A 15,610-nucleotide genomic window follows, 5' to 3' on the forward strand; every position below is an offset into this window, starting at 1 on the left:
AAAAATAGGCCAGTGTTCACTGGCCTATTTTTTTGAAAAACGATGAGGGACGTCGCTACTTAACGAGCTTTGAGGTAAATGTGTCCAAATACGTTTGTACGATGCGCTGGCCATCGAACTGGGCTAAGGATGATTGCACTGCGGCTTGATAGATGTCATCACGCGGGGTGGTGAGGGCTTGGTACATAGCATGAGCTAACGCCTCTGGCGTCATCTCCGCCAAGAAATGGCTCAGGGGCCCTTGCATGATTTGTGTCACTCCGCCAGGACAGCGTGTTGCCGCGACAGGAGCGCCGCAGGCCAGTGCTTCAATCAGCACCATGCCTAAGCCTTCAGACTTTGAACTTAACGTGAATAAGTTTGCATGAGCAAACCAAGGATAAGGTGGCATTTGCTGGCCTTTAAGAAAAACACGATGCGCTAAGCCGAGCTGTGAAATTTTATGCTCAATGGCAGCACGCTCGCGGCCTTCACCAACGATGACTAAATCCTGTGGGATGTCATAGCGTTCGACTAATAAGTGATAGGCCTCAATCAAAAGCGGCACATTTTTAATTGGACTCAAACGGCCCAACCCTAAAATATACGGCCTAGGATGTAAGCTGTTTTTATCCGCCTGGCTTTGCTCAGCGATGCGGTCGTATTCGAGTGGGTTGCTGATCAAGGTCGCACTGCGTGGCGTAATACCATGCAGTTGAGTAATCGCTTGGAAGTTATCCATCACGCCCTGTGAAATACACACCATCTGTCGGTGCCCATAAATCCCTTGAAAAGCCCGTTGTGATAGGCGGCCATAGTGGTATTTTCCTTGAACACTTTCACAGACAAACACAAATCGTGGATCTTGCAGTGGCCAAACATGCTCAAAAGTACCATGACCACGAAACACAATCAGATCAAATTCCGCGCCATTGCGGCTTTCTAATTGCTGCAGACGTTTCGCAAAGGCTCTACATTCGGCATAGGCAAACAATCGCGCGTAGCTTTTACGGGCAAACAGATTGGCAATACGACAAGCCACCATCCATAGTGCCCCTAACCCCGTGCGTAATACATCCTTTTTCACATCAAACAAATGAATCGGAATCGTCGGATCGTCAGGTTGCAGTTCCACGGGTCGATTTTTTAAGTAGAGCAGCTCCACATGGTGACCCGCTTTGTGAAACGCGTTGGTTAAGTTAACGGCAACACGTTCCATGCCTCCGACTTTTAGGCTATTGACGACGACGGCAATTCTCATGTAAGTGCCTTACGCTGATTATCGTTATCAAATAACCTTTTCGTTAACACAAATGAATACAAACCACCCAAAATGACGTTATGAGCAAAGACACCGTAGGTTCTGTAGTTAAACGATTCAAAAAAGTTAATGCTGAACCAGTAAATCGCAAAACATAACGCTAGCATGAGCCAGTTTTCTGCGTTAGGTAATGTTGAACGCAGTTTAAATAGTTGACGAGTAACCGTAATATATATCGAATTCAGCACGATAAATCCGAACAAGCCATAGCTGACCAGCGTATCCATATGGAAGCTATGTAGGTGACGTAACCCTTTAATGGTGGCAAAGTTTTCATTGATTCGTTCTGAAAAAACTTGGGATTGAGATATGACAAGACCTGGGCCATGCACGCCAACGCCAAGTAAAGGGTGGCGTTGAATCCAAGGAATCGCTTCAATCCACGAATTTAGCCTGATACCGATGCTGGACATAGGGATATGTGAGGTATCTAGATGCATAATGTCTTGTAATGATTGTATGTCTTTGGGAGAGAATCGTTGCATAATGAAGGGGAGTGAAGCATACAGAGCGATACTGGCCGCCAAGAAAGCACTGATATAGAAGAGAATCACTGTCGCAACTTTGGTGTGTGTATATGTTACCTTGTATAAAAGTGGGAATAACCCCATAACCATCAGTAACCCGACAAACACCATCCTTGATTGAGTGATGACAACCATGATTGCAAAGAATGCCATAGTTAAACACATCAGTGCCGGAGCAGAATATTTCAAAAGGTTATTCGTATAGCCTTTGATGTAATATTTGATCTGTATCAGCGCAAACATACTAATGATTAAGCATAGGCCAGAGAACATAGATGTGTATTGGGCATTTTTAATGTTAAAATCAACGCGTTTATCATGAAAAATGCCCATTTCAAAAGAGTGCATAAAATTGGATTTGATGCATATCCCAAGAATAAAACTGACAATAAAACAAAAAAACAGGATGTAGATGAGTTTCTTTTCCCCTTTTAACCAATATGCAATAAAGACGAAAAGAAACAATCTGGCTAATTTATCGAGCTCGGGGATGGCTCTTGCTGAATCAGGAATATAAAAAAGACTGTTACACCAACTGAGCACTGAGACAATTAACGCTAAGGCGAGTGTAATGATAACTGGGTCGCGATAAATTCTACTGCGATGTACATAGAGTATGCCGACAGAGCCGAGAATAAAGATAGCTCGAAAAGCATCCGAGAGATGTTCAAATGCAATCGCACATGAAACGTAGCCAAAAATAGCAAACAACATGATAGCGCGATAGCGTTGACCTAAAAATACAGTAGAAAAAGTGTTCATAATAGATGCATTACTCTTTGCGGTTTTAATTCAGTCAGACATCTCATGTGTCCAAGTGGGCATTGTCGTTGAAAACACGGACGACATTCAATATCTGTGCCAACAATGCTTACTTTGTCAGTAAGCGGCGGGGTGTAATTGGGGGAAGTGGAGCCATAGACCCCAATGACATAGCAACCCACCGCTGCCGCGACGTGCATTAAGCCAGAGTCGTTACTGACGACGGTTCGGCAAGCTCCTAATAAGTCGATTGCTTCAATGAGTGATGTTTGTCCCGCTAAGACTTTTAAGTTCTCTTGTTGTTCGACCACTAATTGTTTAATGGCTTCGCAGGTCGGCGTATCTTTGCCGGAGCCAAATAGCCATACTTGATAACCATTATTGACGGCATATTGAGCGACTTGCGCATAATGTTCGACTGGCCATTGTTTGGATGGGCCAAATTCAGCACCAGGGCACAGGCCTAAAATCGGTTTGTCAGTCGCGAGCGAAAATTTTTCAATAGCACTCTGCTGCGCCTTGCGATCAATGACTAAAGAGGGGCGTGGTAAGGTATCAATGCCCCCAAGAGAGCTTGAATCCACCATTTCTTTTTTCGGATGTGCCAGCGCAACTAAGCGTTCCACCATATATTGAAAGGCTTTACGGTTCGGGCGAATATCATTGAGAAGGCCATAGCGGCTTTCGCCTTTCCAGCCGATGCGTTTAGGTATTCCTGCAAATAAAGGCACCAATGCCGATTTAGCGGAACGAGGAATCACATAAGCCCGCTCATACCCCCCTTTGGCTAGCTTACGGCCTAATTGATAGCGCGTTTTTAAACCAAAATTACCGTGCCCAACTGGCATTTCAATCGCATGACGAACTTCAGGCATGCGCTCTAAGAGCGGTTTACACCACCCTGGGGCAAGCACATCAATCTCAGTATGCGGTTCTTGTTGTTTCAGGCGCTTAAACAGTGACTGTGACATCACCATGTCACCCACCCAAGAAGGGCCTATGATTAACACTTTACTCATTGTGGCTTCCGTTTGTATTATTTTTGTCGGCCAATTGTCGTTTGGCTTTTTTGTAAACATTATCACCATCAGGTTGCGTCTTTAATAAACGTAACGTCCACATATATTGCTCTGGATTTTTTGAGACTGCCGTTTCAATGAATTGGTTCATTGTTCTGGCATCTTCTTCCTCAGTTGTCTTAGGGAAGTGGTCAAAAGCAGGGTAAATATCGACAGTATACCGTCCTGTTTTTGCATCAATCATGGCAAATACGGGCACAATCGCGGCGCGGGAGACTTTGGTGAGCTTGCCTAACCCTTTCAGTGTTGCTTTGGTTGTAGCAAAAAAATCCACAAAGACACTGGCTTCTGCTCCGTGATCTTGATCGGGAAGATAATAGCCTAGATACCCATCACGGACCGATTTTATGAAAGGTTTCACGCCATCACTACGTTCATGCACTTTGCCGCCGTATTGCACACGTTGACGGTGCATGAGCCAATCGAGTACTTCATTGCGCTGTTTTTTCGCCATCGCGGCAACGGGCAAATCCATTGATGCAAACAAAATCGCTGGAATATCAATGGTCCAAGAATGTGGGACGAGCAAAATGACATTCTGACCTTGTTCTTGTAAAGAGGTCAGATTTTCCATCCCACGGATATCACATTGCTGTTTGAGCCATTCGCGGTTACGTAATGTTAATAGACCAAACCCTGTTAAAAAAACGGCCGACGTCACCAACATGTTATGCAGAATGTCTTCGCGTTCTGTGAGACTTTTCTCTGGGAAACAGGCTTGCAAGTTGGCACGAGCATTTAAAATGGTTCCACGTTGCTTTTTGAGCATTTTATTGGCCGCTTTCACTGAAAGCCAATATCTAAATGCATGAGGAAGGAGAGAAAAAGGGATCCAAACGAGTAGCATTAACCAAGTGCCCCAATAACGTGGAGCGAAAAAACGCCAAGTTAACGTGGGGTTATATGCTTTGGGATCGTTATCGTTACGAGAAGAGGTCGACATCTATATTCAAACCTAAAAGAATAAAAATAAAACAAATGTGTAGTATAGCAGTGTAACATTAGGAAGGAAGGGGGAAAGATCTTTATTTGGTTGGTGCAAGTCTACAAATAGCGGAATCTTCGTCTTTCGATCTAAGCTAGAGTGGGACTGACCACTGACATCGCTCATCACGTCTCAGAGGCATAAAAAGAGAAGCGACGTTTGTCACTTCTCTACCGATTGGTTTCAATAATGGTTATTTAGTCACTACCAAACAAGTCACGGGTATATACTTTGTCAGCAACATCAGCCAACTCTTGCGTCATGCGGTTAGAGACAATGACATCGGCTTCTTGTTTGAATGCCGCCATATCTTTAATTACGCGTGAGTTAAAGAAAAGAGAGTCTTCTAATACAGGCTCATAGACAATGACTTCTACGCCTTTTGCTTTTAGACGCTTCATGATCCCTTGTATGGATGAGGCTCGGAAGTTATCTGAGCCAGACTTCATGATTAAGCGATAAATTCCCACCACTTTTGGCTCACGTTTTAATATGCTACTTGCGACAAAGTCTTTGCGAGTACGGTTTGCATCGACAATGGCGTTAATAATGTTATTGGGCACACTTTCGTAATTGGCCAATAGTTGTTTAGTATCTTTCGGTAGGCAATAGCCGCCATAACCAAACGACGGGTTATTGTAGTGATTACCAATGCGTGGGTCTAATCCGACACCTTCAATAATTTGACGCGCATCCAAGCCATGTACTTCAGCATATGAGTCAAGCTCGTTGAAGTATGCCACGCGCATAGCAAGGTATGTATTAGAAAACAATTTGACCGCTTCGGCTTCAGTCGAGTTGGTAAAGATAGTCGCGATATCTTGTTTTTCTGCTCCTTCAGCAAGCAAAGCCGCAAATGTTTTGGCTCGTTCACTTTGCTCTCCGATGATAATACGAGAAGGATGTAGGTTATCGTATAAGGCTTTGCCTTCACGTAAAAACTCGGGAGAAAAAATGACGTTTTGCGTTTCAAACTGTCGGCAAATATCGGCAGTGTATCCGACTGGAACCGTAGACTTAATGACCATAGTCGCATGAGGATTAATTGCCATTACATCACGAATCACGGCTTCAACTGATGAAGTGTTGAAATAGTTCGTTTCTGGGTCATAATCGGTGGGAGTTGCGATAATCACAAAGTCCGCATCTTGGTAAGCAAGATGTTTATCCATCGTGGCAGTAAAGTTGAGTTCTTTAGTTGCTAAAAAACGTTCAATTTCAGCATCCACAATCGGAGACTGCTTGCGATTTAACATCGCCACTTTTTCTTCGATGATATCTAATGCAACCACTTCATTATGTTGAGAAAGTAACATCGCATTGGAAAGACCGACGTATCCTGTGCCGGCAACTGCAATTTTCATATATAAGCCTTATAAATAATAAAAAATTAAAACCTATCCTACTTACTAACTGTTAATTATCGTCATATATTCAGCAACACCTTCTGCCACTGTTTTAAATTTTATATCACAGCCAGCGCCACGTAGTTTCGTGAGATCCGCTTGAGTGTATTCTTGATAAGCGCCTTTGAGGTGTTCGGGGAAAGGAATGGTTTCAATTTTTCCTTGCCCATGATGACGGATGACGGCATTCGCGACCTCTTCGAATGACTCGGCTTTACCCGTTCCACAGTTATAAATCCCCGAGGCTCCATTGTCCATAAACCACAGATTCACTGAGGCGACGTCACCAACATAAACGAAATCTCGTTTAAAGTGTTCGCTTCCTGCAAAAAGTTTCGGATTTTCGCCTGCGTTCATTTGATTGTTCAAATGAAACGCAACGGAAGCCATTGAACCTTTATGTTGTTCTCGCGGACCATAGACGTTGAAATAGCGAAATCCGGTAATTTGAGAAAGCGTTTCGCCATGCTCGGCGGCATCTTGCCATAGACGACGTACGTAATTATCAAATTGCTGTTTGGAATAGCCGTAAACATTCAGAGCACCTTCATAAGAAGGTTCTTCAATAAATGTAGAGGTATCGCCGTATGTAGCGGCTGAAGAAGCATATAAGAAAGGAATTTCACGTTCTAAGCAATAATGAAGCAGCTCTTTGGAATATTCATAGTTATTGAGCATCATGTACTTGCCATCCCACTCGGTTGTGGCTGAGCAAGCGCCTTCATGAAAAACGGCCTCTATAGGTCCAAAGTCATCCCCGGCCATCACTTGGGTTAGAAAATCATCACGGTCCATGTAGTCGGTGATATTTAAATCAACCAAGTTTTTGAACTTGCGACCATTTTTTAAGTGATCCACAACAAGTATGTCGTTGATACCACGATCGTTGAGCGCTTTGATGATATTACTGCCGATCATGCCAGCACCGCCTGTTACGATAATCATGTATTCATTCCTTAGTCAATCTTTACCACTATTTATGTTATTATAAAGCTTAATCATTAGTATGTAATCACAAAAATGAAGTTAAAAAAATCATATGGTTAGCGAATTTCCTAAGATTGCCTACAATGTTTACTTGTATAAAACCCAGAAATGTCATTCCCGAATTCAACTGCGAAGTGCGACACTCTCCAATATCAAGAAGCTAAAGCCATCTCCTCAAATATAATGGCTGCCTGCTTGAAGCCTAAACACTTTCTCGGACGGTAATTTATCCGCGATAAAGCGAACTCTATATCGATGTCCGTCACTGTCGTTAGATCGGTTCCTTTCTTCACATATTGCCTTAAAAGACCGTTCGCATTCTCACTAGCACCACGCTCCCAAGAACTGTACGGATGAGCAAAGTACACATCAGCCTTTAATTCTTTTGCGATGGTTTCATGACCTGCAAACTCTCGCCCGTTATCTGCCGTAATGGTATGGACATGTTTCTTATAGGGCTTCAGTAGCTCTATTGTCGCTTTGGTGACATCATCCGCTGACTTAGATGGCACTTTCTTTACCACGTAAAATCGAGTCTTACGCTCTAAAATAGTCACCATTGCACCTGTACCATGCTTACCTAGCACAGTGTCGATTTCCCAGTCACCAAACCGCTCCTTACTGTCAACGATGCTTGGTCTATCATCAATCGAAACGGCATTTTTTATCGCTGGAGCTTTCTCTTGTTTACCTCGGCGATACCGCTTATGACCTTGTCTCAAGTGACGATATAACTTACCGCCCAAGCGTTTATCTTGAGCAACAAAGCGATAGATCCACTCATGACTGACAGATGCACCAATTTTCGTTAATACATTAGAAATCTGCTCTGGACTCCAATCTGTTTCTAAAAGAAGGCGGATAAAATCGACACGTTCCTTTGGTATTCGGTATTTACGTGCTGTTTTGCGCTTTTTGGTAGACGACATCTGGGCTTCGTTAGGGCAATAATGCTCTCCCTTCCGACCGCGTTTAAGCTCACGGTATACCGTCGAGCGGTGGCACTGAACTGTTTTAGCTATTTCAGGAACCGAAATTCCCCGTTCCAAAAGAGCAGAAATCTGGTATCTTCTGCCTTCGGTCAACTGTTGATAATTCATGGTAGTACTGCTTGTTTCTTTGGCGAGAAGAGCGTACCACTTTCAGCAGTTGGCTTCCTCTTCTACATATTTCCATGAATGTCGCACTTATTATCTGAAATCGGGTTTTTTTAAGGCACAGGTTTACCTGAACTGTCTGGGCGGTAGCGTGCCTAATAAGTATAAAATGGGTTCAAATAGTCGAATCAGTATTGAAATGACATCGAAGAAAGCGGATGAATAAATGAAAATTTTAGTGACTGGGGGGGCTGGGTTTATCGGCTCAGCAGTAATACGTCATATTATTGATAATACAATGGATGAAGTGGTTAACGTGGATAAGTTAACCTACGCTGGGAATACCGAATCGTTACATGGTTATACCAGCAATAAACGTTATAACTTTGAGCAAGTTGATATCTGTGATGGTTCGGCAATAAAACATGTGTTTGAACAACATTGTCCTGATGTGGTAATGCATCTTGCCGCAGAGTCACATGTTGATCGCTCTATTGATGGTCCCGCAGCCTTTATTGAAACCAATATTGTAGGCACGTATCAGCTGCTTGAAGCGGCACGCCAGTATTGGAATCAATTAGACGATAGGAAAAAGCAGGCATTTCGTTTCCATCATATATCCACCGACGAGGTATATGGCGATTTAGAAGGAACCAGTGATCTATTCTTAGAAACCACCAATTATCAACCTTCCAGTCCCTATTCAGCGTCGAAAGCCTCTAGCGACCATTTAGTCAGAGCATGGAATCGCACTTATGGATTACCGACACTCGTTACCAATTGCTCGAATAACTATGGGCCTTATCACTTTCCTGAAAAACTGATCCCTCTCATGATTCTCAACGCACTGGAAGGTAAGCCATTACCGGTGTATGGCGATGGCATGCAAATCCGTGACTGGCTCTATGTGGAAGATCACGCAAGAGCGCTATATCTCGTGGCGACAGAAGGAAAAATCGGTGAGACCTATAATATTGGTGGGCACAATGAAAAAGCCAATATTGAGGTAGTCAAAACCATTTGTACACTTCTTGAAGAGTTGGTCCCGGAAAAACCTGCCAACGTTACGCATTACAGTGACTTGATTTCCTATGTCGCGGACCGCCCAGGACACGATGTGCGTTATGCCATTGATGCAACGAAAATCAGCCAAGACTTGGGATGGGTTCCACAAGAAACGTTTGAATCTGGAATGAGAAAAACCGTGCAATGGTATTTAAATAATCGTCAGTGGTGGAGCCGAGTGCTTGACGGCTCATACAGCCGTGAACGCTTAGGTGCACATAATTACTAACATGGGAACCGTATTATGAAAGGCATTATACTCGCTGGCGGTTCTGGAACTCGCTTATATCCAATCACTCGTGGTGTTTCAAAACAGTTATTACCTATCTATAACAAACCGATGATTTATTATCCGTTATCGACGTTAATGCTTGCGGGAATTAAAGATATTTTAATTATCACAACCCCTGAAGATAACGACAGCTTCAAACGTTTGCTGGGCGACGGTAACGATCTTGGTATTCATTTAGAGTATGCCATTCAGCCGAGTCCCGATGGATTGGCGCAAGCTTTTATTATTGGTGAAAATTTTATTGATGGTGATAGTGTTTGTCTTGTTTTAGGTGACAATATTTTTTATGGTCAGTCTTTTAGTAAGACTCTACGTAATGCAGCGAGTCAAAAGCAAGGCGCAACCGTGTTCGGTTATCAAGTCAAAGATCCAGAGCGTTTTGGTGTGGTTGAATTTGATCACAATATGAAAGCCATTTCGATCGAAGAAAAGCCCTCTCAACCGAAATCTGATTATGCAGTCACAGGATTGTATTTTTATGATAATCAAGTGGTTGAGTTAGCGAAAACAGTTGAGCCTTCTGAACGTGGTGAGCTTGAGATTACTGCACTCAATGAGATGTATTTGCAGGCGAATGCTTTAAATGTCGAATTACTCGGACGTGGGTTTGCCTGGTTAGATACCGGTACGCATGAAAGCCTTCAGGAAGCCTCAGCATTTGTTGAAACGATCGAGCATGTGCAAGGTTTAAAAATTGCGTGCCTAGAAGAAATCGCTTGGCGAAACGGCTGGCTAAACGATCAACAAGTGATTGAGCTCGCTCAGCCTATGCTAAAAAATGATTATGGTCAGTATCTACTCAGGCTTGTTGATGAAGGACAAAAAAAGGCTTCAAAATCATGAGAGTATTAGTTACGGGTAGCCAAGGACAAGTCGGCCAGTGTTTGGTTGAACAGTTATTAGAGAAAAAGCACACCATACTCGCTCTAGATCGTAATCAGCTTGATATTACCTCACCAGAGGCTATCGCTCATAGAATGGATGAGTTTAAGCCAGACATTATTATCAATGCGGCTGCTTATACCGCCGTAGATAAAGCGGAGACCGACTCAGAAAGTGCCTATCTAATTAATCGAGATGGCGCCAAGTACTTGGCTCAAGCCGCGTCAGCGGCAGGCGCTGCTCTACTACATATCTCAACGGATTATGTGTTCTCGGGTGCCCAAAACGGCGAGTATCAAGAGACGGACATACCGGATCCACAAGGTGTGTATGGCTCGAGCAAACTAGCCGGAGAGTTGGCTATAGAGCAATACTGTGAACGCCATATAATATTGCGTACAGCTTGGGTATTTGGAGAACATGGGAATAACTTTGTGAAAACCATGCTAAGACTTGGTGCTGAGCGTAGCGCTTTAAATATTGTTTCTGATCAATGGGGTGGGCCAACTTACGCAGGCGATATTGCTTCAGCTCTCATTAATGTTGCCGAATCTATCAATACGAATGAATCCGTTGAGTTTGGTATTTATCATTTTTCTGGACTTCCGCATGTCAGTTGGTTTGATTTTGCTAACCATATTTTTGATGCGGCAGTAGAGCAAGGTGTATTAGCGCAACGGCCAGAGCTTACCGCAATTTCGTCAGAGATGTATCCGACACCAGCGACACGACCAGCCAACTCAAAACTTTCCGTACAAAAAATAAAACAACAGTTTGATATTGATGCGAGCAACTGGCAACACGCATTAAATTACCTTAATAAATACTGTCATTAAAAGATAAATCTTATGAATGTTATTGATACAGACATACCAGACGTCAAAATTATTGAACCTGCGGTTTTTGGCGATGAACGGGGTTTCTTCATGGAAACCTGGCAACAGAAAAAGTTCGAAGAATTAGTCACAGGTAAACCAACGACTTTTGTTCAAGATAATCACTCAAAATCCAAGAAAGGGATCCTAAGAGGATTGCATTATCAAACGGAAAATACACAGGGAAAATTGGTCCGAGTGATATCGGGTGAAGTCTTTGACGTTGCCGTTGATATTAGAAAAAACTCAAAGACGTACGGTCAATGGGTTGGTGTCTACTTATCAGAAGAAAATAAAAAACAGCTCTGGGTACCGGAAGGTTTTGCTCATGGCTTTTACGTCACATCAGAGGAAGCGGAATTCGTGTATAAATGCACGGATTATTATAACCCTAAGGCTGAAAAATCAATTTATTGGGCCGATGAGACCATTAAAATTGATTGGCCTGTCGAGGATAAGTCAACTCTTGTGATTTCAGAAAAAGATCGTCAGGGTCTTTATTTTGATGAGACAGTATATCTATAGGTCTAAAATGAAATTTTTAAGTTTTTTATCAAGTTTCTATAAAAATAAAAACTTGATATATCCCGATTTCAGATAATAAGTGCGACATTCATGGAAATATGTAGAAGAGGAAGCCAACTGCTGAAAGTGGTACGCTCTTCTCGCCAAAGAAACAAGCAGTACTACCATGAATTATCAACAGTTGACCGAAGGCAGAAGATACCAGATTTCTGCTCTTTTGGAGCGGGGAATTTCGGTTCCTGAAATAGCTAAAACAGTTCAGTGCCACCGCTCGACGGTATACCGTGAGCTTAAACGCGGTCGGAAGGGAGAGCATTATTGCCCTAACGAAGCCCAGATGTCGTCTACCAAAAAGCACAAAACAGCACGTAAATACCGAATACCAAAGGAACGTGTCGATTTTATCCGCCTTCTTTTAGAAACAGATTGGAGTCCAGAGCAGATTTCTAATGTATTAACGAAAATTGGTGCATCTGTCAGTCATGAGTGGATCTATCGCTTTGTTGCTCAAGATAAACGCTTGGGCGGTAAGTTATATCGTCACTTGAGACAAGGTCATAAGCGGTATCGCCGAGGTAAACAAGAGAAAGCTCCAGCGATAAAAAATGCCGTTTCGATTGATGATAGACCAAGCATCGTTGACAGTAAGGAGCGGTTTGGTGACTGGGAAATCGACACTGTGCTAGGTAAGCATGGTACAGGTGCAATGGTGACTATTTTAGAGCGTAAGACTCGATTTTACGTGGTAAAGAAAGTGCCATCTAAGTCAGCGGATGATGTCACCAAAGCGACAATAGAGCTACTGAAGCCCTATAAGAAACATGTCCATACCATTACGGCAGATAACGGGCGAGAGTTTGCAGGTCATGAAACCATCGCAAAAGAATTAAAGGCTGATGTGTACTTTGCTCATCCGTACAGTTCTTGGGAGCGTGGTGCTAATGAGAATGCGAACGGTCTTTTAAGGCAATATGTGAAGAAAGGAACCGATCTAACGACAGTGACGGACATCGATATAGAGTTCGCTTTATCGCGGATAAATTACCGTCCGAGAAAGTGTTTAGGCTTCAAGCAGGCAGCCATTATATTTGAGGAGATGGCTTTAGCTTCTTGATATTGGAGAGTGTCGCACTTCGCAGTTGAATTCGGGTTCTGACACTATGATAACCATATTCACCTTCACATTTTTACTTGCCCACGCTATCATGCGCCGTCTTATTTTAGTTTTGATGCAACAAGTTTGAACGCCTATTTTTTATGGGGACGTGTGTCCTTCGGCGGTAGCGTGTCAAAAACATAAAAGTATGAAATTTAAATGACAGAGCACAGTAAGAAATATATATTTTTTGACTTAATATTCATGTCATTATTATTTCCCGATTTCAGATAATAAGTGCGACATTCATGGAAATATGTAGAAGAGGAAGCCAACTGCTGAAAGTGGTACGCTCTTCTCGCCAAAGAAACAAGCAGTACTACCATGAATTATCAACAGTTGACCGAAGGCAGAAGATACCAGATTTCTGCTCTTTTGGAACGGGGAATTTCGGTTCCTGAAATAGCTAAAACAGTTCAGTGCCACCGCTCGACGGTATACCGTGAGCTTAAACGCGGTCGGAAGGGAGAGCATTATTGCCCTAACGAAGCCCAGATGTCGTCTACCAAAAAGCGCAAAACAGCACGTAAATACCGAATACCAAAGGAACGTGTCGATTTTATCCGCCTTCTTTTAGAAACAGATTGGAGTCCAGAGCAGATTTCTAATGTATTAACGAAAATTGGTGCATCTGTCAGTCATGAGTGGATCTATCGCTTTGTTGCTCAAGATAAACGCTTGGGCGGTAAGTTATATCGTCACTTGAGACAAGGTCATAAGCGGTATCGCCGAGGTAAACAAGAGAAAGCTCCAGCGATAAAAAATGCCGTTTCGATTGATGATAGACCAAGCATCGTTGACAGTAAGGAGCGGTTTGGTGACTGGGAAATCGACACTGTGCTAGGTAAGCATGGTACAGGTGCAATGGTGACTATTTTAGAGCGTAAGACTCGATTTTACGTGGTAAAGAAAGTGCCATCTAAGTCAGCGGATGATGTCACCAAAGCGACAATAGAGCTACTGAAGCCCTATAAGAAACATGTCCATACCATTACGGCAGATAACGGGCGAGAGTTTGCAGGTCATGAAACCATCGCAAAAGAATTAAAGGCTGATGTGTACTTTGCTCATCCGTACAGTTCTTGGGAGCGTGGTGCTAATGAGAATGCGAACGGTCTTTTAAGGCAATATGTGAAGAAAGGAACCGATCTAACGACAGTGACGGACATCGATATAGAGTTCGCTTTATCGCGGATAAATTACCGTCCGAGAAAGTGTTTAGGCTTCAAGCAGGCAGCCATTATATTTGAGGAGATGGCTTTAGCTTCTTGATATTGGAGAGTGTCGCACTTCGCAGTTGAATTCGGGTTTTACCTCATGTGCCGATACAAGAGTCAGCGTCAAATTGTAAATTTGACGCTAAGATGTAGCAAACGTTTAGTTGGCAAAGAGAAATCTCTTGCCATGGTGATGAAATTATCGATATCTTATCTCGACGCTCGTGGCGGGAGGTGTATGCCCCTTTGCTGACAGCTGAGCGGACGAAAGGACGTATTCTCTACTATTTAGGAAGTTGGTGTGTTAAACAAGGCAATCACTGTAATTTTAGCATCTTGCACGCTTGCAGGCTGTTCTATTCCCGGCTCTACGTTACCGACAAGCGATAAAAATATGGCTTGGGACGCAGACGATAGCGCCGATACTCTCTCTTCTCGTGTCAATGTGTATCCACTGACTCCTAATCTCATTAATGAGCTGAAATATCATCAGCTGGTCCCGACCACGCAACCCAATGCTGGGCTAGAGAAACAACTAGCGGACTACCAATACAAAATTGGCCCTGGTGACGTGCTCAACGTGACCATTTGGGATCACCCTGAGTTGACCATTCCTGCTGGTTCTTATCGAAGTTCTGAAGAAGCGGGGAACTGGGTACATTCTGACGGCACCATTTTTTATCCGTACATTGGTAAACTCAAAGTCACTGGGCTGACGGTCACGCAAGTCCGTACCCTGATTACTGAGCGTATTAAAAAGTACATTGAAGATCCGCAGGTTGATGTCAATATCGCCGCATTCCGCTCACAAAAATCCTACGTGACGGGAGAAGTCAATAAACCCGGCCCGCAGCCTATCTCGAATATTCCGTTAACCTTACTGGATGCGATAAACCGCGCGGGTGGCATTACCAAAGATGCGGATTGGCGCAACGTTACACTGACCCACCAGGGTAAAGAAGAACGTTTATCCTTATATGCATTGGTGCAAAAAGGCGATTTAACCCAAAACCGATTGTTGCACAAAGGCGACATTATCCATGTGCCGCGTAACGATGCACAGAAAGTGTTCATTATGGGCAGCGTGGATAAACCACAGGTGGTGAAAATTGACCGCACCGGTATGAGCTTGACTGAAGCACTGGCGAGCTCTGGTGGGATTAATGAAGCGCAAGCGGATGCCACAGGCGTGTTTGTGATCCGCAGTACTGGGCTTGCGAATAAGCAGCATAAAGGCAGCCATGCCCCATTAGCGGATGTGTATCAGCTCAATATGCAAGATGCGACCGCCCTCGTGATGGGCACCGAGTTTGAATTGAAACCCTACGATGTGGTGTACGTGACCACCGCACCGGTAGCACGCTAGAATCGTCTTATCAGCCAGTTGGTACCAACCATCAGTGGGTTCAATAACTTAACTGAAGGCATGTTGCGTTTAAAAAACTGGCCGTAACA

13 protein-coding genes and 1 pseudogene are annotated in these 15,610 nt (G+C 43.5%); 7 read left to right on the forward strand and 7 right to left on the reverse strand.

Annotation, left to right across the window (positions count from 1 at the left end):
* Nucleotides 1–55: 55 nt before the first annotated feature.
* The 7 genes from EAE30_RS05765 to EAE30_RS05795 all read right to left on the reverse strand — a co-directional run bounded on the left by EAE30_RS05765 (nt 56) and on the right by EAE30_RS05795 (nt 8,146).
* Entirely contained in the window at nt 56–1,240 is a 1,185-nt protein-coding gene (locus tag EAE30_RS05765; RefSeq protein WP_123015127.1) for a glycosyltransferase, read from the reverse strand.
* Entirely contained in the window at nt 1,237–2,589 is a 1,353-nt protein-coding gene (locus tag EAE30_RS05770; RefSeq protein WP_123015128.1) for an O-antigen ligase family protein, read from the reverse strand. Before EAE30_RS05770 ends, EAE30_RS05765 begins: the two co-directional genes overlap by 4 nt.
* The gene (waaF, locus tag EAE30_RS05775) at nt 2,586–3,608 is read right to left on the reverse strand and encodes a lipopolysaccharide heptosyltransferase II (RefSeq protein WP_123015129.1); all 1,023 of its coding nucleotides are present in this window, start codon (nt 3,606–3,608) and stop codon (nt 2,586–2,588) included. The genes EAE30_RS05770 and waaF overlap by 4 nt, the downstream gene beginning before the upstream one ends.
* Nucleotides 3,601–4,611, reverse strand: coding sequence for a lauroyl-Kdo(2)-lipid IV(A) myristoyltransferase (gene lpxM, locus EAE30_RS05780; protein ID WP_123015130.1), 1,011 nt, complete (start codon nt 4,609–4,611; stop codon nt 3,601–3,603). The genes waaF and lpxM overlap by 8 nt, the downstream gene beginning before the upstream one ends.
* A gap of 239 nt (nt 4,612–4,850) precedes the next feature.
* Nucleotides 4,851–6,017 carry a nucleotide sugar dehydrogenase gene (locus EAE30_RS05785; RefSeq protein ID WP_123015131.1) on the reverse strand — a complete coding sequence of 389 codons (1,167 nt, stop codon included), beginning with the start codon at nt 6,015–6,017 and terminating at the stop codon, nt 4,851–4,853.
* 45 nt (nt 6,018–6,062) lie between these two features.
* Nucleotides 6,063–7,004, reverse strand: a complete 942-nt coding sequence (rfaD, locus tag EAE30_RS05790) for an ADP-glyceromanno-heptose 6-epimerase (RefSeq protein WP_123015132.1) — start codon at nt 7,002–7,004, stop codon at nt 6,063–6,065.
* Between the two features lie 194 nt (nt 7,005–7,198).
* Nucleotides 7,199–8,146, reverse strand: coding sequence for an IS30 family transposase (locus tag EAE30_RS05795; protein WP_123015133.1), 948 nt, complete (start codon nt 8,144–8,146; stop codon nt 7,199–7,201).
* Between the two features lie 223 nt (nt 8,147–8,369).
* Here EAE30_RS05795 and rfbB point away from each other — a divergent pair, with 223 nt between their 5' ends.
* The 7 genes and pseudogenes from rfbB (at nt 8,370) to EAE30_RS05830 (ending at nt 15,608) form a co-directional block, all read left to right on the forward strand.
* A complete protein-coding gene (rfbB, locus tag EAE30_RS05800) occupies nt 8,370–9,437 on the forward strand; it encodes a dTDP-glucose 4,6-dehydratase (RefSeq protein WP_123015134.1) in 1,068 nt (355 codons plus the stop codon).
* Nucleotides 9,438–9,452: 15 nt separating this feature from the next.
* Complete coding sequence (gene rfbA, locus EAE30_RS05805; RefSeq protein WP_123015135.1) at nt 9,453–10,343, forward strand: glucose-1-phosphate thymidylyltransferase RfbA; 891 nt, start codon at nt 9,453–9,455, stop codon at nt 10,341–10,343.
* Nucleotides 10,340–11,218 carry a dTDP-4-dehydrorhamnose reductase gene (gene rfbD, locus EAE30_RS05810; protein ID WP_123015136.1) on the forward strand — a complete coding sequence of 293 codons (879 nt, stop codon included), beginning with the start codon at nt 10,340–10,342 and terminating at the stop codon, nt 11,216–11,218. Before rfbA ends, rfbD begins: the two co-directional genes overlap by 4 nt.
* Nucleotides 11,219–11,230: 12 nt before the next feature.
* Nucleotides 11,231–11,782, forward strand: a complete 552-nt coding sequence (rfbC, locus tag EAE30_RS05815; protein ID WP_123015137.1) for a dTDP-4-dehydrorhamnose 3,5-epimerase — start codon at nt 11,231–11,233, stop codon at nt 11,780–11,782.
* A gap of 166 nt (nt 11,783–11,948) precedes the next feature.
* On the forward strand, nt 11,949–12,896 hold the full coding sequence (locus EAE30_RS05820) for an IS30 family transposase (RefSeq protein WP_123014709.1): 948 nt from the start codon (nt 11,949–11,951) through the stop codon (nt 12,894–12,896).
* Nucleotides 12,897–13,262: 366 nt separating this feature from the next.
* Nucleotides 13,263–14,210 carry an IS30 family transposase gene (locus EAE30_RS05825; protein ID WP_123014135.1) on the forward strand — a complete coding sequence of 316 codons (948 nt, stop codon included), beginning with the start codon at nt 13,263–13,265 and terminating at the stop codon, nt 14,208–14,210.
* Between the two features lie 246 nt (nt 14,211–14,456).
* Nucleotides 14,457–15,608, forward strand: a pseudogene (locus EAE30_RS05830) (polysaccharide export protein).
* Nucleotides 15,609–15,610: the final 2 nt, after the last annotated feature.

The organism is Vibrio zhugei (assembly GCF_003716875.1).
GTDB classification, from domain to species: Bacteria; Pseudomonadota; Gammaproteobacteria; order Enterobacterales; family Vibrionaceae; genus Vibrio; species Vibrio zhugei.